Annotated in this window: 24 protein-coding genes; 12 read left to right on the top strand and 12 right to left on the bottom strand. The window is 65.2% G+C overall.

Going from position 1 to position 24,077, the window contains the following annotated elements; all coding sequences use genetic code 11:
• Window positions 1-21: 21 nt before the first annotated feature.
• The 5 genes from CAP37_RS04460 to CAP37_RS04440 all read left to right on the top strand — a co-directional run bounded on the left by CAP37_RS04460 (window position 22) and on the right by CAP37_RS04440 (window position 4,353).
• Window positions 22-555, top strand: coding sequence for a nuclear transport factor 2 family protein (locus CAP37_RS04460; protein ID WP_218776822.1), 534 nt, complete (start codon window positions 22-24; stop codon window positions 553-555).
• A 52-nt stretch (window positions 556-607) separates the two neighbouring features.
• Window positions 608-1,579, top strand: coding sequence for a tripartite tricarboxylate transporter substrate binding protein (locus tag CAP37_RS04455; RefSeq protein WP_086123063.1), 972 nt, complete (start codon window positions 608-610; stop codon window positions 1,577-1,579).
• A gap of 17 nt (window positions 1,580-1,596) precedes the next feature.
• Window positions 1,597-2,505, top strand: a complete 909-nt coding sequence (locus tag CAP37_RS04450; RefSeq protein WP_086123062.1) for a fumarylacetoacetate hydrolase family protein — start codon at window positions 1,597-1,599, stop codon at window positions 2,503-2,505.
• Window positions 2,506-2,549: 44 nt separating this feature from the next.
• Window positions 2,550-3,554, top strand: a complete 1,005-nt coding sequence (locus CAP37_RS04445; RefSeq protein ID WP_086123061.1) for a tripartite tricarboxylate transporter substrate binding protein — start codon at window positions 2,550-2,552, stop codon at window positions 3,552-3,554.
• A 118-nt stretch (window positions 3,555-3,672) separates the two neighbouring features.
• Window positions 3,673-4,353 carry an EthD family reductase gene (locus CAP37_RS04440; RefSeq protein ID WP_086123060.1) on the top strand — a complete coding sequence of 227 codons (681 nt, stop codon included), beginning with the start codon at window positions 3,673-3,675 and terminating at the stop codon, window positions 4,351-4,353.
• Here the strand turns inward: CAP37_RS04440 and CAP37_RS04435 are convergent.
• From CAP37_RS04435 to CAP37_RS04405, 7 genes are all read right to left on the bottom strand, one after another.
• Window positions 4,346-5,590, bottom strand: coding sequence for a CaiB/BaiF CoA-transferase family protein (locus CAP37_RS04435; RefSeq protein ID WP_086123059.1), 1,245 nt, complete (start codon window positions 5,588-5,590; stop codon window positions 4,346-4,348). The two genes, CAP37_RS04440 and CAP37_RS04435, sit on opposite strands and share 8 nt — an antisense overlap.
• 103 nt (window positions 5,591-5,693) lie before the next feature.
• Window positions 5,694-6,587 (bottom strand): NUDIX domain-containing protein, encoded by an 894-nt coding sequence (locus tag CAP37_RS04430; protein ID WP_086123058.1) that lies wholly within the window; start codon window positions 6,585-6,587, stop codon window positions 5,694-5,696.
• On the bottom strand, window positions 6,584-7,438 hold the full coding sequence (locus CAP37_RS04425; RefSeq protein WP_086123057.1) for a hotdog domain-containing protein: 855 nt from the start codon (window positions 7,436-7,438) through the stop codon (window positions 6,584-6,586). The genes CAP37_RS04430 and CAP37_RS04425 overlap by 4 nt, the downstream gene beginning before the upstream one ends.
• Window positions 7,435-8,580, bottom strand: coding sequence for a CaiB/BaiF CoA-transferase family protein (locus CAP37_RS04420; RefSeq protein ID WP_086123056.1), 1,146 nt, complete (start codon window positions 8,578-8,580; stop codon window positions 7,435-7,437). Before CAP37_RS04420 ends, CAP37_RS04425 begins: the two co-directional genes overlap by 4 nt.
• 4 nt (window positions 8,581-8,584) lie before the next feature.
• The gene (locus CAP37_RS04415) at window positions 8,585-8,842 is read right to left on the bottom strand and encodes a hypothetical protein (RefSeq protein WP_086123055.1); all 258 of its coding nucleotides are present in this window, start codon (window positions 8,840-8,842) and stop codon (window positions 8,585-8,587) included.
• A gap of 52 nt (window positions 8,843-8,894) precedes the next feature.
• Window positions 8,895-9,875, bottom strand: coding sequence for an aldo/keto reductase (locus CAP37_RS04410; protein ID WP_086123054.1), 981 nt, complete (start codon window positions 9,873-9,875; stop codon window positions 8,895-8,897).
• A 23-nt stretch (window positions 9,876-9,898) separates the two neighbouring features.
• Complete coding sequence (locus tag CAP37_RS04405) at window positions 9,899-10,834, bottom strand: alpha/beta hydrolase (RefSeq protein ID WP_086123053.1); 936 nt, start codon at window positions 10,832-10,834, stop codon at window positions 9,899-9,901.
• A 170-nt stretch (window positions 10,835-11,004) separates the two neighbouring features.
• On the opposite strand from CAP37_RS04405, the gene CAP37_RS04400 reads away from it, so the two are divergent.
• The 5 genes from CAP37_RS04400 (at window position 11,005) to CAP37_RS04380 (ending at window position 16,125) form a co-directional block, all read left to right on the top strand.
• Entirely contained in the window at window positions 11,005-12,618 is a 1,614-nt protein-coding gene (locus tag CAP37_RS04400; RefSeq protein WP_086123052.1) for an NAD(P)/FAD-dependent oxidoreductase, read from the top strand.
• A gap of 22 nt (window positions 12,619-12,640) precedes the next feature.
• Window positions 12,641-13,096 (top strand): MarR family winged helix-turn-helix transcriptional regulator, encoded by a 456-nt coding sequence (locus tag CAP37_RS04395; protein WP_086123051.1) that lies wholly within the window; start codon window positions 12,641-12,643, stop codon window positions 13,094-13,096.
• A 205-nt stretch (window positions 13,097-13,301) separates the two neighbouring features.
• On the top strand, window positions 13,302-14,345 hold the full coding sequence (locus tag CAP37_RS04390; RefSeq protein ID WP_086123050.1) for a TRAP transporter substrate-binding protein: 1,044 nt from the start codon (window positions 13,302-13,304) through the stop codon (window positions 14,343-14,345).
• A complete protein-coding gene (locus CAP37_RS04385) occupies window positions 14,342-14,839 on the top strand; it encodes a TRAP transporter small permease (RefSeq protein ID WP_086123049.1) in 498 nt (165 codons plus the stop codon). Before CAP37_RS04390 ends, CAP37_RS04385 begins: the two co-directional genes overlap by 4 nt.
• Window positions 14,833-16,125 (top strand): TRAP transporter large permease, encoded by a 1,293-nt coding sequence (locus CAP37_RS04380; RefSeq protein ID WP_086123048.1) that lies wholly within the window; start codon window positions 14,833-14,835, stop codon window positions 16,123-16,125. Before CAP37_RS04385 ends, CAP37_RS04380 begins: the two co-directional genes overlap by 7 nt.
• A gap of 47 nt (window positions 16,126-16,172) precedes the next feature.
• Here the strand turns inward: CAP37_RS04380 and CAP37_RS04375 are convergent, their stop codons facing one another.
• Complete coding sequence (locus CAP37_RS04375; RefSeq protein ID WP_086123047.1) at window positions 16,173-17,762, bottom strand: GMC family oxidoreductase; 1,590 nt, start codon at window positions 17,760-17,762, stop codon at window positions 16,173-16,175.
• Between the two features lie 30 nt (window positions 17,763-17,792).
• Window positions 17,793-19,232, bottom strand: a complete 1,440-nt coding sequence (locus tag CAP37_RS04370) for an NAD-dependent succinate-semialdehyde dehydrogenase (protein ID WP_256926868.1) — start codon at window positions 19,230-19,232, stop codon at window positions 17,793-17,795.
• Between the two features lie 253 nt (window positions 19,233-19,485).
• Between CAP37_RS04370 and CAP37_RS04365 the strand changes: the two genes are divergently transcribed.
• Entirely contained in the window at window positions 19,486-20,142 is a 657-nt protein-coding gene (locus CAP37_RS04365; RefSeq protein ID WP_179190130.1) for a FadR/GntR family transcriptional regulator, read from the top strand.
• 21 nt (window positions 20,143-20,163) lie between these two features.
• On the opposite strand, the gene CAP37_RS04360 is transcribed toward CAP37_RS04365, so the two are convergent.
• Window positions 20,164-20,901 (bottom strand): SDR family NAD(P)-dependent oxidoreductase, encoded by a 738-nt coding sequence (locus tag CAP37_RS04360; protein ID WP_179190129.1) that lies wholly within the window; start codon window positions 20,899-20,901, stop codon window positions 20,164-20,166.
• A 7-nt stretch (window positions 20,902-20,908) separates the two neighbouring features.
• Window positions 20,909-21,730 (bottom strand): SDR family NAD(P)-dependent oxidoreductase, encoded by an 822-nt coding sequence (locus tag CAP37_RS04355; RefSeq protein WP_086123044.1) that lies wholly within the window; start codon window positions 21,728-21,730, stop codon window positions 20,909-20,911.
• 164 nt (window positions 21,731-21,894) lie between these two features.
• Here CAP37_RS04355 and CAP37_RS04350 point away from each other — a divergent pair, with 164 nt between their 5' ends.
• Window positions 21,895-22,860, top strand: coding sequence for a tripartite tricarboxylate transporter substrate binding protein (locus CAP37_RS04350; RefSeq protein ID WP_086123043.1), 966 nt, complete (start codon window positions 21,895-21,897; stop codon window positions 22,858-22,860).
• Between the two features lie 107 nt (window positions 22,861-22,967).
• Here the strand turns inward: CAP37_RS04350 and gtdA are convergent, their stop codons facing one another.
• The gene (gene gtdA / locus CAP37_RS04345) at window positions 22,968-24,062 is read right to left on the bottom strand and encodes a gentisate 1,2-dioxygenase (protein WP_086123042.1); all 1,095 of its coding nucleotides are present in this window, start codon (window positions 24,060-24,062) and stop codon (window positions 22,968-22,970) included.
• Window positions 24,063-24,077: the final 15 nt, after the last annotated feature.

Raw genomic sequence — 24,077 nt, 5'->3', positions numbered from 1 at the left:
ACACACCACGGAGACATGCCCTTGCCCGCCCCCACTTCGCCCGCACAGCCGGCCGACGCGCTCGACTACCTGCTCAGTGCAGACGCGATCCGCCAGACCAAGGCGCGCTATTGCCGCTACATCGACACCAAGCAGTGGGATCGCCTCGCTTCCATCTTCACCGATGACTGCCGCTTCGAAGGCCTGGGCTCGGCCCCGGCCGGTGCCGACGTGGCCATGTTCGTGCAGGGCGTCTCCAGCCGACTGGCCCACACGATCTCGGTGCACCACTGCCACATGCAGGAAACGGTGATGACCGGACCCGACACCGCCCGCGTGATCTGGGCGATGGAGGATTTCGTGGAGTGGACCGACGGCGGCACCGTGAAGGAAACGCCCGGCAGCAAAGGTTTTTTCGGCTACGGCCACTACGAAGAGGAATACCGACGCGTGGGCACCGACTGGAAGATCAGCTTCCTGCGGCTCACGCGCCTGCGGCTGGACCCGGTGCCGGTGGACGCGCCCGCGCCCCGCATGGGGCAACGCCAGGCCACGCCCGACTGGCTCGACGTTTGACGCACCGCGCGCCCGACCGTTTTTGACAACACACCCCACAGGAGACTTTTCCGTGCCTTCTTACTTGCGCCAACTGCTCACCGGCCTCGCGCTGGCCACCAGCGCCCTCATGCCCGCGTGGGCTGCATATCCCGAGAAACCCGTGGTGCTGGTGGTTCCCTACCCGCCCGGCGGCATGGGCACCACGTTCGGCAACATGGTGAGCGAGGCCATCAGCCCGAGCCTGGGCCAGCGTGTGGTGGTCGAATACAAACCCGGCGCCAACGGCGCGCTCGGCGCGGGCTTTGTGGCCAAGGCGCCCGCCGATGGCTACACGCTGCTGATGGCGGTGAACAGCACCATGACCATCAACCCCAGCCTGTACGCCAGCCTGCCGTTTGACCCTTTGAAGGACTACTCGCCCGTCTCGATGGTGTTCACGTCGTCGAACGTGCTGGTGGTCAACGCCAGCAGCCCGGTGAAATCGGTGAAGGAGCTCATTGAATACGCCCGCGCGCGACCCGGCAAGGTGTTCTACGGCTCGGCTGGCAATGGCTCCACCCCGCACCTCTCGGGCGAAATGTTCCGGCAGCTATCGGGCGTCCCGGTGGTGCACGTGCCGTACCGCGGTGCAGGCCCCGCCATCAGCGACCTGCTCGGTGGTCAGCTCGACTTCATGTTCGTCGACACCTCGGTGCTCACGCATGTGAAGGCAGGCCGGTTGCGGGCACTCGCCGTCACGGGCAAGACCCGCCTGGGCGCTGCGCCGGAGCTGCCGACCATGGAAGAAGTGGGCCTCAAGGGTTTCTACATCGACACCTGGTACAGCCTGGCCGCTCCGGCAGGCACGCCACCCGATGTGATCGACCGGCTCAATGCGGAGGTGGCCAGGATGGTGGCTTCGCCTGCGGTGCGCGAGCGCATGCGCAACATCGGCGTGGACCCCGCCACCGACACCAGCGCGAAGTACATCGACCAGATCGTACGAAGTGATACCGCCCGCTGGAAGAAATTCATCTCCGGTACACGCATCCGACTTGATTGATCTGTAACCATCACACCATGAAATTTCTCACCTTCTCGCAAGATGGACGCACCCAGCTGGGCGCCCACACCGACGCCGGCATCGTCAACCTGAGTTCGATGCTGCGTGCGTCTCTCGGCGCTTCAGCCAGCGTGCCGAACGACGTGGCCGGGCTGATCGAAGCGGGCCCCGAAATGCTGGAGCACGCTCGCCGCGCCCTGCAAGACACGAGCAGCCACAAGGCCCACATGGCGGCACCTGATGCGCGCGTGCTCGCGCCCCTGCCGCGTCCAGGCAAAAACGTGTTCTGCGTGGGGCGCAACTACCGCCTCCACATCATCGAAGGCAACCTCGCCGCCAAACGCGACCCCGACGATTTTCCGAAGGCTGCGGAGTTCTTCTCCAAACCCTGGACCACCGTCATCGGCACCGGCGATTCCATTCAGCGGCACGCAAAACACACACGCATCCTCGACTACGAAATCGAACTCGGCATCGTGATCGGCAAGGGCGGCGTGGACATTCCGCGCGAATCCGCGCTGGACCATGTGTTCGGCTACACCATCATCAACGACGTGACCGCGCGCGACCTGCAAAAGCGCCACGGGCAGTGGTTCAAGGGCAAGGGCCTGGACACCACCTGCCCCATGGGACCCTGGGTGGTGCACCGCAGCGCCGTGCCCGATGCGCAGGCCCTGAACATGGAGCTGGACGTGAATGGCGAAGTGCGACAGCACGCCAGCACACAGGACATGCTGTTCGACGTGCCATCCATCATCGAACAGCTCTCCGCCGGCCTCACCCTGCACCCCGGCGATGTGATCGCCACCGGAACGCCTTCGGGCGTGGGCTTTGCCATGACGCCCCCCCGCTGCCTGGAGCCGGGCGACGTGATCCGTGCACGCATCGATGGCCTCGGCGAACTGACCAACACCGTCGTCGAGTAAACCCTTTCCCCCCGCGACCGCGCAACCACCCCTAGGAGACACCCATGAAAGATTCCCACTCCATTTCCCGCCGCACCGCCACGCTGCGCCTGGCTGCCCTGGCCGGTGGCGCTGCCAGCATCGGCGCGCTGCCCTCGCTGGCATTCGCGCAATCGGGCTACCCGGAGCGTCCCATCACGCTGATTGCACCCTTCGGTGGTGCGGTCGATTTCCTGGCGCGTCAGATCGCGCTGCACATGGCAAAGACCATGAACGGCAGCATGATCGTTGACGTGAAGCTGGGCGGCTCGGGCACCATCGGCCTTTCTGCCGTGGCGCGCGCGGCACCCGATGGCTACACCATCGGCATGGGCACCAGCACCGCCATGACGTCGGCCCCGCACCTGATCAAGAACACGGGTTACGACGTGGTGAAGTCGTTCACCTACCTCGGCCTGATCCAGACCACACGGCAAGTGCTGGTGGTGGCGCCCGCGCTGGGCGTGAACACCGTGAGCGAGTTCATCGCGCTAGCCAAGTCCAAGCCCGGCAAGCTCAACTTCGGTTCTTCAGGCATCGGCAACAGTATCCACCTTGCGGCCGAGCAGTTCAACGCCGACGTGGGCATTCAGGCCGTGCACATTCCCTACAAGACCGGCCCCGAGACCGACGCCGCCATCATGGCCGGCGACGTGCACTACGCGTGGCAGTCGGTGCCCAGCTCGATCGCCCTCATCAACAGTGGGCGCATCAAGGCGCTGGCCGTTACCGGCGACACGCGCGATGCATCGCTGCCCAATGTGCCTTCGATCAAGGAAGCGGGCTACAACGTGCTGCTTCCCGAACAGCTGTTCGGCATGGTGGCACCGGCCAACCTGCCGCCCGCCGTTCAGGCCAAGCTGATGCAGGCGGTGCAGGCCATGACGTCCGACCCGGAATTCCAGGCCATCGTTCGCAAGGGTGGCGGCACGCCATCGCAAGTGGGTGGCGATGAGTTTGCCAAGATCGTGCAGCGCGACAGCAAGCTCTGGGGCGACCTGATCAAACGCCTCAACATCACCCCGACCTGAGCATGGCCCACCCCCGCAGCGCTTCGCGCTACCCCCTCAAGGGGGCAACACCAGCGGCCCGGCAAAGCCGGTTCCGCGGTGTTTCGCGATCAGACGTTCTCCATCGCAGGGGTTTTTCATGATCTTTCGCTCGGGCGTCTTCAGTCGAAAAGAAGGCATCAGCGAAGCGCAGTTCGGTGACCACTGGTTCCAGGTGCACGGGCACCTGGCCAGTTTCATGCCGGGCGTGCACCGCTATTTTCAGAACCACATCCGCGAGCGCCTGTTCGAGGTGCAGCCCTTCCCCGATCACGAGGTGGGTGGCATCTCGCAGCAGTGGTTCGACGACGTGGCCGCCATGGAACGTTGCGAACAGTCGCCCGAGTACGCAGCCGTCAAGCGAGACATCCCGAACTTTCAGGGCGCCATCACCATTCTGGTGCTGGCGGGCGAGCCGGTGTTCGGCACCGCACCCGTGCCTGAAGAAGGGCGCGCGCCCGGAGGGCCCGCCAACAAGCTGCTGGTGCTCTCCCGTTTGCGCAAGGCAGCTCCGCAAGGTGCACAGCCCACTCTGCTCGCACCCACCGAGGGCGGGCCCTTCGCCTACGTGCAGAACACCGTGGTGGACAGCGCGCACCCGGTGTCGGCCAACGTGCCCAGTGGCAAGGTGCCAGTGGAGGCCATGGCCGAGTTGTTCTTCGAGAGCGCGCAGCAACTGCGCGACTGGGTGGCCTCGCCCGCCGGGCAGGCGTTCATCCACCAGCACCCGGCTTACGAACCACTGGCCGCCTACGCGGTGAACGCGGTTCGCATCATGTGAGGCCGAGCACGCCCGCTGCCCGCAGCTCGGCGATCTTTGCCTCCGAATAGCCCAGTACCTCCCGCAGCACCTCGCTGGTGTGTTGCCCCAGCATCGGTGCGGCCACCGGCGGCACCACGGGCGTACCCGAAAAATGCAGCGGTAGGGCCACGTTGGGCACGCTGCCGGCGGTGGGGTGCGGCACCTGCGTGACCAGCCCGCGCACCTTCACTTCACGCGATTCCAGCGCCTCGGGCAGCGTGCGCACGGCGCCGGCCGGCACCTTGGCCTGGTCCAGGCGCGCCAGCCAGTTCTCTCGCGTGTCGGTGGCAAATATGCGGTTCAGGATGTCGATCACACGCTCGCGCTGCGCGAGGCGCCCATCGATGCGCTGCAACCCGGGATCGTCGCCCACCTCGGGCATGTTCAGCACGTCGATGAAGAGCCGGCGAAACAGCGAGGTGCTGGTGCAGGTGAGAAAGAGCGGCAGGTCGGCCGTGGGGAACACACCGCTGGGCACCGCGTCGTTGCTCACGTTGCCGTTGCGCTTGGGCACCTTGCCGCTGAAGAGGTATTGCGCGGTCATGAAGCCGGTCATGAGCACCCCGGTGTCGAACAGCGGCACATCGACATGCTGGCCCTGGCCGGTGCGGTGGCGTGCGGCCAGGGCAATCAGGATCGCGTTGCTCGCCATCATGGCGCATGCCATGTCCATCACCGCCGGGCCGGTTCGCACACCGTCCCGATCGGCGTAACCAGTGAGCGACATGAAGCCGCTCTCGGCCTGCATGATGGTGTCGAAGCCGGCGCGGTCGGCCAGCTCGCCGGTGCGGCCGAACGCCGAAACCGAGCAGTAGATCAGGCCCGGGTTGTCGCGCGAAAGCGTCTCGTAGTCCAGCCCGTACTGCGCCATCACGCGCGAGGTGAAGTTCTCCACCACGACATCGGCATCTCGCACCAGCGCCTGCGCAATGGCGCGGCCGGCATCGGTCTTGAGGTCCAGTGTGATGCTGCGCTTGTTGCGGTTCGCCCAGAGGAAGCTGGCGCCCTGCCCGTCCAGGCTGGCTTCGGAGGGCGCGAAATAGCGCTGGTCGTCGCCCTTGGGTTTCTCGATCTTGATGACGTCGGCACCGGCATCGGCCAGGATCATGGTGGCCATGGGGCCGGCGATGAAGTGGGTGAAATCGATCACGCGCAGACCGCCCAGGGCGGTGGCTTGCAGTCGGGTCTGGGTGGGTGTGGGTGGGGAGCTGTTCATGTTGATTCAGGTGCCGTTGAACCGGGGTGGGCGTTTCTGCGGCAGGGAGATCCAGGCCAGCGCGCCTTGCAGCTCCAGCTGGAGGGTGTCGAACGCGGGAATGTCAGCGGCCATGCACGACCTCGGTGGGTGCGGCGAAAAATGCTTCAAAGCCGTCTGCCGGTTCGTACCGCTGACCCCGCGTCAACAGCCGCAGCGGCCCCGGCATCGCGCGCTCGCGCACGGGGTGCAACGCGTCGCCGGGGTAGCACATGGTGCGGCCCTCGGGGTCGCGGATCACATGCGGCTGAATCAAGGCGGGCAGACGCCCGCGTGCCTCGGCCAGCGCACTGTCCACGCTGCCATGCCGCGCCAGGTGCGCCAGCGTCATGATCTGCGGCGGAGCCAGCGTGAGTTCACCCCGCCAGTAGCTTTGCAGCGCGGGGCGCGGCTGCACCCAGCGTGCTTCCGTGGTCTCGCGCTCGTCGTGACGGGCCAGGCCCACAGGTGCCCGCGCCACGAAGAAGCGGGTGTCAAAACGCTTGTTGGGTGAATCGGGTGGCGTGATCCAGCGCGACCACGGCGCGAGCGCACCCACGCGCAGCCGCAGGCCCATCTCGGCCAGCAAGGTGTTGAAGGCCATGCCGTCGGCCAGGCGGGCCAGCGCTTCCTCGGCGCGCGCAGGGACCAAATCTTCGGCCAGCAGCAGGCCAGATTCTTCAAACGTCTCGCGCAACGCGGCCACATACAGGCCTGCGGCGGTGGCGGTGTCGATATCGTTCTCGCCCAGCCGCGCGTGCAGCGCGCTGGCCGACTCATCGAGGTGCTGGCTGTCCTGCAGCTCGGTGTCTGGCGCATCAAGCTTGCCACCCGGGAACACAAAAGCACCCGCCAGCACCTCGGAGAGACCGTGGCGCTTGAGCATGAGCACCTGCGGCCCGTCTTCCGAGTCGCGCAACAGGATGAGCGTGGAAGCCGAGCGCAAGGGCTTGGTCAATGGGGGTGATGCGGGGTTCATTTTTTCTCCACCATTTTCCACAGGCTGGTGGCGCTGGCCACTGGCAGCCCGTTCACACGAAAGCGCCCGGTGATCACCAGCGTTTCGCCTTGCTGGCCTTCGGTTTGGCTGTCCACTTCGAGCACATCGCCCAGCCGCACCGGCCCCAGGCGCGAAATGCCCATGCCCACGGTGACGCACACCGAACCGCTCACGGTGCGCGCGCGGCGACCAAGAAAGAGGTCGGCCATCATGAGCACCATGCCGGCGTCGATCTCGTTGCCTCCAAGGGAGTCGAGGTTGACCGGCTTCACCTGCAGTCCGCCCACCGGTTCGCCGCGCTCGTCGTTGCGCACATGAAACGGCCCCACGTGAGCGCTGAACGCGTCAACAGGTTCGCGCACCACATGGTTCGGGTGCAGCGCCATGGGCACAGGCGCACCCGGCGCACCCACTGCCGCCCCGGCATCGATCTGGTAGATGGCGGTGGCCGTCATGAGCACGCGCTCGCCGGAGCGCAGTCCCCCGTTGACGAACACCAGCGTGCGCGTGGTGCGCACCACTTGCGCATCGGTGAACACCCAGTCGCCGGTCTGCGCGGAGCTGATCAGTTCGGTGTGCAATGAAAGCAGCGTGGCCTTGCCGCCAGGCCGCACCGCGCGTGCGGCGCGTAACGCGGCCTGCGCCATGGCCATGGAGGCCAGGCCCATGGCCATACCGCCGTGCACGCGGCCGGTGATGTTGGTGTGCCGCTCTTCGATGCGCAGGGCCAGTGCACCGTCGGCGTCGCACCAGAGCGGGCCCACATGCAATGCATAGCCCTGCAGGCCATCGCGGGTCCAGGTGCCCGGGCCAGGTGGCGGCAGGCTCACGACACAGTCCCGGCCGCAGCCAGCGACTCGATCTCGTCGGCTTCGAGTCCCCAACCATCCAGCGCCGCCGGCAGGTCCACGCCGGGCTCCACACCGGCGGTGGGTGTGGCCGAAGGCGTGCGCGAAAAGCGCGGTGCCGGCGCCGGCTGCAGCATGCCATCGACCTCGATGAAGGTGCTGCGCGCCGCGTTGTGCGGGTGCGCGGCGGCCTCCTGCATGTCGAGCACGGGGGCGAAGCAGGTCTCGCTGGTCTCGAGCTGTGCGCACCACTCGTCTCGCGTGCGCGTGCGGAACACGGCATCCAGCCGCTCGCGGATCACCGGCCAGTGGGCCGGATCGTTGCGATCGGGCAAGCCGGCCTGGTCCAGCCCGGTCTGGCGCAGCAGCTCGGCGTAAAACTTGGGCTCGGCCGAGCCGACGCTGATGTATTTACCGTCTTTTGTTTCGTAGACCGCGTAGAACGGCGAGCCGCCGCCGGTGACGCTGCGGCCCCTGCCCGGCCACTTGCCGCCCGCGCGGTAGCCATGGAAGTAGGTCATGAGTGAGGCCGCGCCATCGACCATAGCCGCGTCCACCACCTGCCCCTGGCCTGAGCGCGCCGCCTCAATCAGCGCGCAGGCAATGCCGAAGGCCAGGTACATGCCGCCGCCCCCAAAATCGCCCACCAGGTTCAACGGCAGCACCGGCGGCCGTCCGGCCTCGCCAATGGCTTCCAGCGCGCCAGACAGCGCGATGTAGTTGATGTCGTGTCCCGGCGCCATGGCCATCGGGCCCTCCTGGCCCCAACCGGTCATGCGGCCGTAGACCAGGCGCGGGTTGATGGCGAGGCATTCGGCCGGGCCCAGGCCAAGCCGCTCCATCACGCCGGGGCGAAAGCCTTCGATGAGCGCATCGGCTCCGCCGAGCAGGCGCCTGACAAGCGCCACGCCATCGGGCGACTTCAGATCCACCGCGATGGAGCGGCGGTTGCGGTCGGTGAAGTAGAAACGCTGCGGCATGGCACGCGGCGCGGGGTCGGGGCGGTCGATGCGCAGCACCTGCGCACCCATGTCGGCCAGCATCATGGCCGCGAACGGGCCCGGCGCGAGGCCGGCCATCTCGATGACCTTGATGCCGTGCAGCGGGCCACGCGGGGGCGTCATCCGCTCAGGCGGGTTGGGCCACAGCCTCGCCTTCGACCGGCTCTACGAGCGTTCCGGTGCCATCGATCACGTAGCGGCCATCACCCACGGGGTCGAGAAAACCGCCGTTCTCCGTCATGAGCAGGTGCCAGGTTTCGCGCCACTGGGCAGAGGTTGCCTCGTCGGCCTCGCTCTCCAGCCAGGCGTAACGCGTCACCTTGTACTGCCGGCCGCTGGCGTCCTTCACCTGGAACACGCGTTCGGGAATGGTCTTGTTCAGCATGGGAGGCCTCATTCAGATTCAATGGTCATACCATTATAGAACGTTGTGCCGCTCAGGAGAAGCCCGCAACGGTGTGCGGGATGTACGGCGCCTCCAGGGCCCCGATTTCCTCGGGCGTGAGCTGGAGCGACAACGCTGCCACGGCGTCCTGCAGGTGCGCCGGCTTCGACGCACCGACGATGGGTGCAGTGACACCGGGGCGGCTGGCCAGCCAGGCCAGCGCCACCTGCGCGCGCGGCACGCCCCGCGCCGTCGCCACGGTGGCCACCGCATCGATCACGCGGCGGTCGGCTTCGCCCAGGCCCTTGTGCAGGCTTTTGCCGTACTGGTCGGTCTCGGTGCGAAAGGTCTTCTCGTCAAAATCCCGCGTGAGGCGGCCGCGCGCCAGCGGGCTCCACGGGATCACGCCGATGCCCTCTTCCCGGCACAGGCGCAGCATCTCGCGCTCTTCCTCGCGGTAGAGCAGGTTGTAGTGGTTCTGCATGGAGACGAAGCGCGTCCAGCCATGCAGGTCAGCCAGGTAAAGCGCCTTGCAGAACTGGTACGCATACATCGAAGACGCGCCGATGTAGCGCACCTTGCCGGCCTTGACGACATCGTGCAGCGCTTCCAGCGTCTCTTCGATCGGTGTGGTGTAGTCGAAGCGGTGGATCTGGTACAGGTCGATGTAGTCCGTGCCCAGGCGCTTCAGGCTGGCGTCGACCTCAGTCATCACGGCCTTGCGCGACAGACCGGCAGCGTTGGGATCGGTCCGCATGGCACCGTTGAGCTTGGTGGCAATCACCACCTCGTCGCGGCGGGAAAAATCGCGAATGGCGCGGCCTAGAATCTCCTCGCTGGTGCCATCGGAGTAGATGTTGGCGGTGTCGAAGAAGTTGATGCCCGCCTCGAACGCCTGGCGCAACATCGGCCGGCTGGCCTCTTCGTTCAGCGTCCATTCGTGCGCGCCGCGCCCGGGCTCGCCGTAGGTCATGCAACCGAGGCACAAGCGGGACACCTTGAGGCCGGTGCGGCCGAGTCGAACGTATTCCATCGATGTCTCCATTCGGTTGTTGCTTACTTCGAGGTCACCCGGTCGATGGCGGCCACCATTTTCTCGAAGGCGCGCCCGGCACTGGGCGCGTAGTTGATCATGGCGAGGAACCCGTGCACCAGGCCTTCACCGCGCACCACCTCGGTGGGCACGCCGGCATCCTCGAGGCGCTGGCCATAGGCCTCGCCCTCGTCGCGCAGCGGGTCGCGCCCGGCGGTCACCACCAGTGCCGGCGGCGAAGCCGACAGATCTTTTGCGTGCAGGGGCGAGGCATCGGGGTGTGACCGCTTCGACACGTCCGGGCAGTAGTGATCCCAGAACCACTTCATGTCGTTGCGGGTGAGCAGGTTGCCCTGGGCAAACTCGGCGTAGCTGCCAGTGTCGAAATCGTGGTCGGCCACGGGGTAGGCCAGCACCTGCAGATCCACCTTGCGGGCGGGCGCCGAAGCGTTGTGGATGCGCGAGGCCACCGTAGCAAGGTTGCCACCGGCACTGTCGCCCATGGCCACCAGCGCGCGCGGTTCGGCACCGATCGCCCTGGCCGCGTCCGCGGAGGCGGCCCAGCGCATGGCGGCCAGCGCATCGTCCACCGGCAAGGGAAACGGATGCTCGGGCGCGAGCCGGTAATCCACCGACAGCACGGCGCAACCGGTGCGGTTGGCGAGCGTGGCGGTGAAAGGGTGGTAGCCGGCCACCGTGCCGATGACCCAGCCGCCGCCGTGGAAATAGACGATCAGGCCTTTGGGCGAGTTCGAGGGCACGTACAGGCGCACGGGGAGCGCGAATCCGCCAGACGAGGGAATGGTGAAGCTCTCGTCTCGCTGCACCTCGGGCGGGTCACCAAACAGCAGCGCCATGAGCATCGGGCCGCTGCGGGCCTCTTGCGGTGTGCTCTGCCAGAAGGGCTTGCGGTTGGCGTCTTTCACCATCTGCAGCAAGGTTTCGATTTCCTTGTCCATGTCCGTGTCTCCTGATGATTGGCTTGACCATGTATTGGACCAATATTAGACGGACGTTTTGTTGTCAGGTCAACCTATTAGGTTGACAACTCAACATGATGGGATCAGAATCAGCCCAAACCGGCTCGTGACATTCCACCAGCCGCCCCCATACCCGAGGAGAACAACCCATGAGCAGTGAAGCCGTCCGCAAGGTGGACATGATCATCGTAGGCGCCGGTTTTGCCGGCCTGTACCAGTTGCACCGCGCAAGAGGCCTGGGCCTTTCGGTGCAGTTGCTCGAAGCCGGTGACGGCGTGGGCGGCACCTGGTTCTGGAACCGCTACCCCGGCGCGCGCTGCGACGTGGAGAGCCTGGACTATTCGTATTCCTTCAGCGAGGAGCTGCAGCAGGAATGGAACTGGAGCGAGCGCTACGCGCCGCAAGCCGAAATCCTGCGCTACATCAACCACGTGGCCGACCGCTTCGACCTGCGCAAGGACATCCAGTTCAACACCCGCGTGGCCAGCGCGAGCTTCGACGAAGCCACCACACGCTGGACTCTGGTGACCGAAGCGGGCGAACGCTTCGAGGGACAGTACGTGATCATGGCCACGGGCTGCCTGTCGATCCCGCAACCGCCGAAGTTCAAGGGTCTGGAGACCTTCAAAGGCCAGTGGTACCACAGCGCCAACTGGCCACGCGAAGGCGTGGACTTTGCCGGCAAGCGCGTAGGCCTCATCGGCACCGGTTCCAGCGGCGTGCAGATGACGCCGGTCATTGCCGAGCAGGCCGCGCACCTCACGGTGTTCCAGCGCACCGCCAACTTCAGCGTGCCGGCACAGAACGAGCCGCTGACCGAAGCCACGCTGGCGCACGTGAAGGCGCACTACGCCGAACGCCGCGCGCTGGGCCGCGAGGCCGTGACTGGCCAGTACCTGAGCGCCAACGACAAGAGCGCCCTGGAGGTGAACGACGAAGAACGCCTCAAGGAATTCGAGTTCCGCTGGCGCGGTGCGGGCGGGGGCTTCCGCATGCTGCGCGCCTTCAACGACCTGATGCGCGACCCCGTGGCCAACCGGTACGCCGGCGACTTCGTGCGCGGCAAGATCCGCGCCACGGTGAAGGACCCCGCCAAGGCGGAGATTCTCTGCCCGAAGCCAGACCTGCCCTTCGGCACCAAGCGGCTCTGCGTCGACACCAATTACTACGAGACCTTCAACCGCGCCAACGTGGACCTGGTGGACGTGAAGGCGAACCCGATCACCGAGATCACGCCCACCGGCCTTCGCACCACGCAGGGCGAACACCAGCTCGATGCGATCGTGTTCGCCACCGGCTTCGACGCCATGACCGGCGCCTTGCTGGCCATCGACATCCGGGGTGCGGGCGGCCTGTCGCTGCGCGAGAAATGGGCGGCGGGACCGCGCACCTACCTCGGCGTTTCCATGGCGGGCTTCCCCAACCTGTTCGTCATCGCCGGTCCTGGCAGCCCATCGGTGCTCAGCAACGTGGTGCACTCGATCGAAACCCATGTGGACTGGATCACCAGTTTCCTGCAGCGCAGCCGCGCGCAGGGCACCGCGCGCATCGAGGCCGATCTGGCGCACGAGGACAAGTGGGTGGAGCACGTCAACGAGGTGGCGAACCAGACGCTCTACCCGGTGGGCAATTCCTGGTACCTGGGCGCCAACATGCCCGGCAAGCCGCGCGTGTTCATGCCTTACGTGGCCGGCGTGCCAGCGTACCGCCGCATCATCGAGGGCGTGGCGGAAAAGAACTACGAAGGTTTCCTGCAGGCCTGAGGGAGCCACTACCATTCGGGGCATGAAACTCGACCTCGACCGATACGTGCCTGGCCTGCTGCTGTGGCTGTCCAACAAGATGGCCAGCAGCGCGTCCAGCCTCTACCGGGCCCGCTTCGACATGGGTGTGGCCGACTGGCGGGTGCTGTCCTACTTTGAGATCTACCCATGGTCCACCGCCTCCAGCGCGTGCGACCTGATGGGGCTGGACAAAGCCGCCGTGAGCCGCAGCGTGGCGCTGCTGCAGGAACGTGGCTTCCTCAAGTCGCGCCCGCTAGGTCTTCGCAAGATCGAATACGCCACCACACCCGCCGGCAAGAAGCAGCACGACCGGATCATTCGCCTGGCCACAGCGCGCGAAGAGGCGCTGCTGACCGGCTTCAGCCCGGAAGAACGCACCGCGCTGATCGGCTACCTCAACCGCATGCTGGCCAATCTGGATGCCGTGCGTGACGTCGGACGCGACAGCGGGCACTGAGCCACCGGGGTAGCGCACCCCACTTCTCATCTCAGCAACGCCAGTCTGCGATCGCGCACAGCGCATCGCGGATGGCGCCTTCGCGCGCGCCGACACGGTCTCATGGTTTACCCTTATTGATCTATTGGACTGACCATTTAAATAATTATTGTGTTTGAAGTTCAACCCAATCACACGTTCCACCCCGCCCCACCAGGAGACTTTCATGAAATTCGGCGCATCAAAACTCTGGGCTGCCACCGCCGCCCTGCTCATTGCCGCCAGCGGCGCGTCCGCACAGACCGTGTTGCGTTACTCCAATTGGCTGCCACCCACCCACACGCTGAAGAAGACGGTTTTTGAGCCGTGGGGCGAAGAAGTGGCCAGGGTCACGAATGGCCGGGTGAAGGTCGACATGCTGCCGAAGGTGGTGGGTTCCGTCCCCGGGCAACTGGATGTGGTGCGGGACGGCCAGGCAGACGTGTCCTGGATCGTCAACGGCTACACGCCCGGGCGCTTCACCCTTTCCGAAATCGCCGAACTGCCTTTCATGGGCGACGACGCCGAAGTGACATCGCCGACATTCCACCGCTTCTACGAACGCCACCTGGCCAAGTACGGCGAGTTCAAAGGCGTTCACGTGCTCAGCACCTTCCCGGTCGGCTCCGGCCACATCTTCCTGGCCAAGAAGCAGTTCCGTGCCGTTGGCGACCTGAAGGGCATGAAGATGCGCAACCCCCAGGGCAGCACGCTGCCCATCATGGCCGCACTGGGTGCTGTGCCGGTGCAGAAACCCGTGACCGAGATGTACGAGCTGCTGTCTTCGGGCGTGGTCGATGGTTCCTTTCTCAACCGCGAAGCGGTCTATGGCTACAAGCTGCTTGACGCCCTGCCCCACCTGACCCTGATTCCCGGTGGCATGTACAACACCGTGCTCTCGCTGGTCATCAACGAGAAGAAGTGGAACGAGATTTCCGAGGCAGATCGGCGCGCCATCATGGGCATTTCGGGTGAAGCCCTGGCTACCAACATCGGCAAGGCCTACAACCGCATCGATGGTGAAGGCGTGGAAGCGTTGCGCAAGAACGGCGGCACGGTCGAAGTGGCCAGCCCGCAGCTGATGACCGATCTGAAGAACACCCTGCGGCCCGTGGAGCAAGCCTGGGTGGAGGCAGCCAAAAAGAAGGGCATGGCCGATGCCGACAAGATGCTGGAGGAATACCGCGCCATGCTGGCTGAAGCAACAAAGAACCGCCAGGCCAAAAAATGAGCGGGACGGTGGCCAAGGCAGAGCGGGCACTGGACACCCTGACCGGTCTGCTGCTGCTCGCCCTGATGATGCTCACCACCGTGGACGTGCTGGGTCGCAACCTGTTGCGCCAGCCCGTCCCGGGGGCCACCGAACTGACCGAGCTCATGCTGGCCGGGATCGTGTTCCTGGCCTTCCCGAAGCTGGCGTACCGGCAAGGCCACATCGTGGTGGACCTGCTGGACTTCCTCACCGGACCCCGGACCCGACTCATCCAGACGCGCTGCGCCGCGGTGTTGAGTGCCGTGACCTTCGTGGGTCTGACGTGGCCGTTGCACCGGGCCGCGCTTCGCACCATGGAAGATGGCGACACCACCATCCAGCTGGGCATCCCGCTGTACTACCCGCTCTGGATGATGTCCGCCATCTGCCTGGTCACCGGAGCAGCCTTTGTGCTGGGCGCTCTCTACCACTCGCCAACCCCTACTGCGGGTGAAGAAACTTCCTCATGTTGACCGCTGCCCTCGGATTCGCCGCTGCATTTGCCCTGATTTTTTCCCGCGTCCCGATTGCAATCGCCTTGCTGCTCATCGGGTTCGCGGGTTTCGCCACGCTCAGTGGCTTGATGCCCAGTCTCAGCATGATTGCGGCCAGTGCGCGCGACAGCGTGCTCTCGTACAACCTCGCGGTCATTCCGTTGTTCGTGCTGATGGGCAACCTGGTGGCGGGTGCGGGCATCTCGCAAGATCTCTTTCGCGCCGCCCAGGTGCTCATTGGCCGGCGGCGTGGCGGCCTGGCCATGGCCACCATCGTGGCCAGTGGTGGCTTCGGCGCCATCTGTGGCTCCAGCGTGGCCACGGCACTGACCATCGGCAAGGTTTCGCTGCCTTCGATGAAGAGGTACGGCTATTCAGAAGGGCTGAGCACCGCAGCCGTGGCCGCCGGCGGCACGCTGGGCATCCTGATCCCGCCCAGCGTCATCATGGTGGTCTATGGCGTCAGCACCGAAACCCACATCGGCAAGCTCTTCATGGCCGGCATCATCCCGGGCATCATCGGCGTCCTGGGGTACATGGCGGCTGTGCGCTGGGTGGTCTGGCGCGACCCTTCAGCCGCACCCATCACCGAAAAAATCCCGAAGGAAGAGCGCAAGGGCCTGTTCAAGGGTCTTGTGCCGGTGATCGTGTTGTTCGGTCTCGTGCTGGGCGGCATCTATGGCGGCCTGTTCACGCCCACCGAGGCATCGGGCATTGGCGCTTTCGGTGCCTTTCTGTTTGCGCTGAACCGCCGTGTGCTCACGCGCGAGGCCATTCGCTCGATCCTGAGCGACAGCGCGCAGACCACCGCCATGATGTTTGCCATCCTTCTGGGGGCCACGGTGTTCGGTGAGTTCATCAACCTCACCGGTGTTCATAAGGCCCTGCTGGACGTGGTGCAGGACGCGTCGCTCGAGCCCTTTACCGTCATCCTCATCATCATCGGCGTCTACATCGTGCTGGGCTGCATTCTGGAAAGCCTCTCGATCATTCTGCTGACGGTGCCTTTGCTGTTTCCGGTGGTGGTGGGGCTAGGCTACGACCCGGTCTGGTTCGGCATCATCGTCGTGGTGGCCACTGAAATCGGGCTCATCACACCACCCATCGGCATCAACCTGTTCGTGATCCAGTCGCTGGTGCCCAACCTCAAGCTGTCCACGCTGGTTCGCGGCATCGTGCCCTTCGTCACAGTGGATATCGTGCGCATTCTGCTGCTGGCGGCGGTGCCCGCGCTCTCGCTCTGGTTGCCCAACCGGATGTTCTGAAGCAGCCCCTCGAGATTGACACGGAGCCGGTCATGCCGGCTCCGCCATCACCTCGATTTCAGAATCAGATCCGAGGCCTTTTCTCCGATCATGATGCTCGCCGCGTTGGTGTTCGCAGACACCAGCGTCGGCATGATGGATGCATCGGCCACCCTCAGGCCCTGAATGCCGTGCACGCGAAGCTGGTCGTCCACCACCGCCATGCCGTCGTGGCCCATCTTGCAGGTTCCACAGGGGTGAAAAACCGTGCGTCCCGTGGTGCGGGCGAACTCAAGGAGTTGTTCGTCGCTGTCCGCCCAGTTGGGTTGATTCACGCGCTCCACATAGGGCTGCAGGGCGGGCGACTCCACGATGCGCCGCGTCATGCGGATGCCATCCACCAGCGTCTTTTGATCCAGCGGATGCGTGAGGTAGCGCGGAAGAATGCGCGGTGCCCGCTGGAAGTCTGCCGATGCAATGTTGACCTCACCACGGCTTTCCGGCCGCAACTGGCACACGGTCAGCGTGAAGCCGGAGAACCGGTCCATCTCGGCGCTCTTGCCGTTGGTGGTGAAGAGCATGAAGTGAAACTGAACATCAGGGCGGTCAAGTTCCTTGCGCGTTCGCGCGAAGCCGCCCGCTCTGGCAGAGCCAGTCGTCAATGGGCCTCCGCCGCGCAGGAACTGCAGGCCAGCCTTGATCTTCCAGCCCCACTGGCGCGACTGCACGTTCCAGGTGACCGGCTGCTTGCACTTCACGAGGGTATATGCGTTGTAGTGGTCCTGCAGGTTCTGACCCACGCCCGGCAACTCATGGACGGGTTGTATGCCGTGCTCCTGCAGCAGCGCGCCCGGCCCGATGCCGGAGAGTTGCAGCAGTTGCGGCGAATTCACCGCCCCACCACAAAGCACAACCTCTCGAGCCGCACCGACCTGGTGAAGACGCCCGCCAAGCAGATACTCCACGCCGGTGGCGCGCCGCCCTGCCATCAGAACCCGGCTCACCTGTGCGTGGGTGCGCACCACCAGGTTGGCACGGTGTCGAACCGGCTTCAGGAACGCCGCGGCGGCGCTGGCACGTCTGCCTTTGCGCGTCGTCAACTGGTAGTAGCCCGCGCCCTCCTGGCGCTCGCCATTGAAGTCGGGGTTGCGCGCGATGCCCGCCTGCTCGGCAGCACGCACAAAGGCGTCGGAGAGTTCATCGGGATGAGACACGTCCGAGACGGTCAAGGGTCCACCCGCACCGTGCCAGAAATTGCCGCCTCGCATCTGGTTCTCGGAGCGCTTGAAATAGGGCAGCACGTCTTCGGCGCCCCAGCCCTTGTTGCCGAGCGCCTGCCAGTCGTCGAAGTCCTCGTGCTGCCCGCGCACGTAGAGCAGGCCATTGATGGAGCTCGATCCGCCCAGCACTTTGCCGCGCACCCAGGACATCGCTCGGTTGCCCGTGCCTGGTTCGGGTTCTGTGGTGTAGCCCCAGCCCAGAGAAGGATTGAAGATGGTGCGATAGAACCCGATGGGCACATGGATCCACGGGTTGCTGTCGGGCGGCCCTGCCTCCAGCAGCAACACCCGGTGCGCCGGGTTTTCCGACAGCCGATTGGCCAGCACACAGCCGGCACTGCCGGCACCAACGATCACAAAATCAAAGGTTTCCTGCACAGGCAGCCTCCAGAGATGTCCAGGTCCGTGTCAATCGGCGCGGTAAACCGACTTGACGTTCATGTGGTCCAGCAGGCCTTCAATGCCCTGGGCAACGCCCAGGCCACTGTCCTTGGTGCCCGCAAATGGCATCTCCGGTGCCGTCACGCTGAAGGTGTTGATGCCCACCATGCCCACCTTCAGGCGGTCCTGAATGGCGCGGGCGGTTTTCAAAGATCCCGTGAAGGCGTAGCTTGCGAGGCCGAAGTCAACGTCGTTCGCCCGGGCAATCACCTTGTCGAGGTCGTCGAAGCGAACCATGGGCGCTATGGGGCCAAAGACTTCCTCGCGCATCAGGCGCGCACCGTCGGACACGTCGGTCAATACGGTGGGCTCCCAGAAATAGCCAGCTCTGGAAGGCCGGTCGGGCGCGCCCACGGCGATGCGCGCACCCGCCAGCACGGCGTCCTCGGTGTACATCTGCATCACCTCGGCCCGCCGCTGGTGCGCCAGGGGTCCCATGTCGGTCCCGGCCATCGCGCCGTCACCGACCGACAGATTTTTCGAGTGCCGGACGAACTCGCTCACGAAGCGATCGTGAATGGCTTCGTGCACGAAGAAGCGCGAAGGTGCGATGCAGATCTGCCCGGCATTGCGAAACTTGCTGGCCACGCTCATCTGCGCTGCCCGGTCCACATCGGCGTCGTCCATCACGATCACCGCCGAGTGACCACCGAGCTCGAAGGTCACCTTCTTGAGGGCCTGGCCCGCCAATGCGGCCAGATGCCGACCCACCGTGACGGAGCCGGTGAAGGACACCTTGCGGATGTGGCGAGATGCGATCAGGCGCTCGGACACCATGGAAGGCACACCGAACAACACCTGGATCGCGTTGGCAGGCACACCACAACGGATGCAGATGCGGGCGAGATGGAGCACCGCGCTGGGTGCTTCTTCGGCCGGCTTGATGACCACGGAGCAGCCGGCCGCCAGCGCATGAGCGATCTTGCGAGCGGCCAGCGCCAGGGGATAGTTCCACGGCGAAAAGGCCGCCACCGGGCCCACGGGCTCCAGTTGCACCATCTGCTGCACGCCAGCGCTTCTGGCAGGCACGGTGCGGCCATAAATTCGCTTGCCTTCCTCGGCCAGCCATTCAAAGAGATCGGCCGAGCCCGCCACCTCGCCGCGCGCTTCGTTCAAGGTTTTGCCCTGCTCGGCGGTCAGCAGAGCTGCCATCAGTTCGGCGTCTGCCCTGACCTGCGCGGCCACGGCCTGAAGGCAGCGTGCTCGCTCGAAGGCCGATCGGGCGCTCCACTCCAGAAAGCCCTTCTGGGCGTTTTCAGCCGCCGCGTCGATGTCTTCGAGACTGGCCAGAGAGAGCATGCCGATGGTCTCGCCCGTGGCCGGATTGAACACGGGACGCGTGTCGCGCCCACCCTGGGTCACATCTTTTCCAGCGATCAGTGAACCGATCTGATTGATTGCAGCCACGAACTTGCTCCAGTGATGATGTATATTGACAAACCAGTGAACTATATAAATGGTTTGTCCATTTGCATTGTAGTCCAAACTCTGTTTTCGACAGGCTGGAAAATTTCGAGTCGGGACGGCGTGAGCGGCGCTGCTGTTGTGTAATTCGGGCTTTGGAGTTCATCAGATGAAAAAGGACGCGACGAGTGCGCCGACACAGCCGCGCACCAGTGCCCAGTTCACCAGCGTCAAGACCCGGCGTGGTTTCGAGGAAGTGGGCGACCAGATCAGGGCGATGCTTCACTCTGGGGAACTGAAGGCCGGGGATCGCCTGCCTTCAGAGCAAGACCTCGCCACCGGCTTCGGCGTGAGCCGGCCCGTCATCCGGGAGGCGTTGCGCACCCTGGAAATGGCCGGCATTCTTGAACTGAAACTCGGCACCAAGGGAGGCGCCTACATCCGCAATGGCAATGCGGACATGCTGGCGCGACCGCTTCAGGATCTCATCGCCCTGGGCAGGATTTCAATACCCAATCTGATCGACGCCCGGCGGATGATTCACAGCGTCATCCTGCAGAGCGCATGCGAACACGGCACGGCGACAGACTTTGCCGCCATCGAAGCCAACCTGGACCGCATGGAAGCGCTGGCCAGAGAGAAGGACTGGGCCGCGCGCACGGATGAAGCCGTGCTGTTTTTTCACCTGATTGCAAAGGCAACGCACAACGAAGTGATGGTGATCCTCATCGACTCGCTGTTGCAGATACTTCGCTATGTGGTGCTGGAAAAAACACCCGCCGGGCATCGGCCGCAGCTGGTGCCCTTGCGCCGCAAGATCCTCGCCTGCCTGCGCGCGCGGAACTCAAGCGAGGCGATCGAACACCTGAACGAGTACCTGAAGGTCGTCCACAAGGCCACCAAGGTCAAGTGAGCCCTGCCCCCAGCCGGGTCCTCACGACGAGTTCAACACCCCGCCGTCGACCGTGATCAGTTGCCCCGTCATGTAGGCCGAGTCGGGCCCGCAAAGGAACTTCACCACACCAGCAACGTCCTCTGGCGTTCCGTAGCGACCCAGGGGAATCTCGGCCATGCGCTGGTCGCCAAAGCGAGCAATCACGTCGGTGGTCATGCGCGTTTCGATGAGCCCGGGCGCCACGGCGTTGACCAGGATGTGCGGCGCGAATTCGCGCGAGAAGGTGCGCGTGAGCCCGACGATACCGCCCTTGGCGGCGGTGTACGCCGCGCGGCCAGCCGCACCACGCTGAAAGGCCCGCGAGCTGCACAGCACGATACGGCCAGCGCCCGCGCCTTCTCCATGCTGGGCGCGAAACGCAATGGCCATGTCGTAGGCGTTGGTGAGGTTGCTGGCGATGGCGCGCTCCCACACGCTGCGGTCGTCTGCATCCAGTGGATCGGGCTCGAACACGCCGGCCATGTGCACCAGCGCGTGCACCGCCTGGCCGCAGGCGGCAAAGGCTTCCCGACATTCGGCCGGCGACGCCAGCGCCGATGCGTGCGCCGACACCCTGCCCAGGGACTGCAGTTCGTTTTTCGCTTTCTCGAGCCGATCGCGGTCAATGTCCACCAGGTGCACATGGGCGCCGTGCTGCAGAAATGCACGCGCCGTGGCACGGCCGATATCACCGGCGCCACCGGTAACGAGCATGCAGCGGCCTTCAAATGTCCCCATCACCGTCTCACTTCGGAGCGACGTACTTTTCGGCCACCGTGCCCAGCTTGGCCGGCGGCGCGCCGAAAGAAGCCCAGCCACCATCCACCGGCAAGGTGACACCGGTGATGAAACTCGCACGATCGGAGGCAAGAAACGCGATGGCCTCGGCGACTTCTTCGGGGCGCGCGGTGCGGCCCATGGGCGTGCAGCGTTCCAGGTCTTCCAGGTCGAGCGCGCCCTTGGCCGCCAGATTCTTCACCAGGTCGGTCAGCACATAGCCCGGCGCCACGGCGTTCACGCGGATGCCGTCACGCGCCCATTCGCTGGCCATGGCCGAAGTCATGGTGGCAATGCCGGCTTTGGCAGCGCCATAGGCATTGCGACCCGGGTGCCCCTGCAGGCCGGCGATGGAGCTGATGTTGACGATGGCGCCCGACTGCTGCTGCACGAAGATGCGCCCCGCCTCACGGCTGGCCAGAAAGGTGCCACGCAAATGCACCGCCAGAATGCGGTCGAAGGCATCGACCGTCTGCTCCAGCGTCATCACCGGCTGCTCGCCGATGCCGGCGTTGTTCACCAGCACATCGATGCGGCCAAACCGCTCTTGCACCTGCTGAATCAGCGCCACCACGGCGGCTTCGGAGGTCACGTCGCAACCCAGCCCCAGGTGGCCGGCGCCGAGTTCGGCGGCGCGCTGCTCGGCGGCCTCGGGGCGCACATCGGCGATCACCACGTGCGCGAATTCCTGCGCCAGGCGCTTCGCGGTGGCCCAGCCGATGCCGTCACCGGCGCCAGTGACCACGGCCACGCGCTCTGGCAAGTTCGAAACAGGTTTTTGTGCAGCCAAGGGGGTCTCCTGAAAGGCTTTTCGATGCGTTGCATGCCGGGCCGGTGAGGGGTATTACTCACTCGCGCCCTGCCCACTCGGGCTATTATGCATCCCAGATTCTATTGGTCTGTCCTATAGCCATTTGGACCAATGCGCATGTTCAACTTACCGGAGACAACCCCATGCTGCCTCGCCGCACCCTCCTCGCTTCCCTCACGCTCGCCCTGCTGGGCACCACCGCGCTGGCGCAGGACGCCTGGCCCAGCAAACCCATCCGGTTCATCGTACCGGCGGCCGCCGGCGGCACCAACGACGTGCTTGGCCGCCATCTGCAAGAGCCTTTGTCCAAGCTGCTGGGCCAGCCTGTGATCATGGAATACAAGGCCGGCGCGGGTGGCGCCATCGCCTCGCAGTACGTGGCCACGCAGCCAGCCGATGGCTACACCTTCCTGCTGCATGGCAGTGGTCTGGTGACCGTGCCGCTGGTGCAGCGAAAACCCCTGTACGACGCCATGAAGGACTTCGTGCCGGTCTCACTGATCGGCACTTCGCCCATGGTGCTCATGACGCACCCATCAACACCGGGCACGCTCAAGGATTTCGTCGACTACGCGCGCGCCAACCCGGGCAAGCTCGAGTGGGGTGCCGCCGCGTTGGGCGGCGTGGGCCAGCTGGCCATGGAAGCGTTCCACAGCGCGGCCGGCATCAAGAGCATGGTGATGGTGCCCTACCCCGGTGCAGGCCCGGCGGCGCAGGCGCTGCTGGCTGGCCAGACCAAATACATGCTGTCCACGCCGTCTTCTGCCACGCGCGGCTTCGTGGCCGAGGGCAAGATGCGCGTGCTCGGCGTGTCCACCGCGAAACGCAGCCCGCTGCTGCCGGATGTACCCAGCATCAGCGAGGTGGTGCCCGGCTACGACACCGAGACCTGGTTCGGTCTGGTGGCACGCACCGGCACACCGCCATCCATCATCACGCGCGTGGCCGATGCGGTAGCGCAAGTGGTGGCCATGCCGGACGTGCAGGAGAAGATCCGGAGCGTGAACGTGGTGCCTCAGAGCGGGACGCAGCCGCTGGGCGACATCCTGAAGAAGGACCATGCCCTGTGGGGCAAGGTCGTGAAAGAGAACAACATCAGCATGGATTGACCCACCCCCGCGCCGCGCCTTGCGGCGCGTCACCCCCTCAAGGGGGCAACACCTGCGGCCCGGCAAAGCCGGTTCCGCGGTGTTTCTGGTCCTGCTCTGCTTCTCGCCTAGAGTTGCTCTTCTCTTAGAAGGCCGAGCTTTTCCTGCACCGCTCTGTCGGAGTAGGTGAACAGCACCGCGTCTTCGCTGGCGGTGTGGGTCACTTGCTGCCAGCTCGGCACGATGAACACGTCGTGCGGTTCCCATTCCATGGTCTTGCCATCCACCGTGGTGCTGCCTCGGCCTTCAACCACCGTGAATACGGTGCTGTCGGTGCTGCGGTAGGGCCGGGTCGCGAAGCCTTTGGGCAGCAATTGCATGCTGGTGGCCATGGTGGGCATGGCCCAGTCGCCGTTGACGGGGTTGACGTAGCGCATCTTGTGTCCGTGCCAGGCATTGATCTCGCGAAAGCGCGCCAGCCGGTCGAGTGCCTCGCGGGTGCGGGCGTAGGGGTAATTGAAGATCGGTGAGGTCAGCGTCTTGCCGAAGTCGTGGTCCACCGGCAGCATGTTGGTGCCGGCCTCGGCCATGGCCGCGCCCTCGGGCCGGTCGAGCGGCTGCACCTTGCCGGGATAGCCCTCTCGAAAGCTCGCGCCGAGCAGGTTGACGATGTGCATGTCCAGCCCGTCAAGCCACACCATGGGGCCGTCGCCCTCGTTGCCATGGTCGTGCCAGGCCATCGAAGGCGTGATCACAAAGTCGCCCGGCTCCATCATGGTCTTCTCGCCCGCCACCGCCGTGTAGGCGTTGCGGCCCTCGACAATGAAGCGCAGTGCCGAGGCCACATGGCGGTGTGCCGGCGCAATCTCGCCGGGTAACACGATCTGGAAACCACCGAACAGACTTTGCGTGATGCGCGACTGTCCCGGCAAGCCCGGGTTCTCGAACACCAGCACGCGGCGCTCGGCTTCTTCGGTCGATATCTGGCCGCAGGCCTCCATGAGGAAAGGCCGCACATCGCGGTAGTGCCAGATCGCAGGCACGCAGCGCGGCACGGGCTTCTCGGTCACCAGGCCGTGCAGCACGCGCCACAGCGGTGCGAGCTGGTGCTCGGCGGCCCGGGCGTAGAAATCGCTGCGGCCGGCCTCGGCCGCAAGATTCACCGTGGGCACCACGCCCGAGTCGTCGCGCAGATCGGGCACCTGGCCGGGGGGCTTGGTCATGGCAAATCTCCTTTG

Origin of the sequence: Hydrogenophaga sp. IBVHS1 (assembly GCF_002127265.1) — a bacterium.
Classification (GTDB): Bacteria; Pseudomonadota; Gammaproteobacteria; order Burkholderiales; family Burkholderiaceae_C; genus Hydrogenophaga.
The sequence above is the reverse complement of the archived record's forward strand: the minus strand, read 5'-3'. Positions and strand labels throughout refer to the sequence as shown.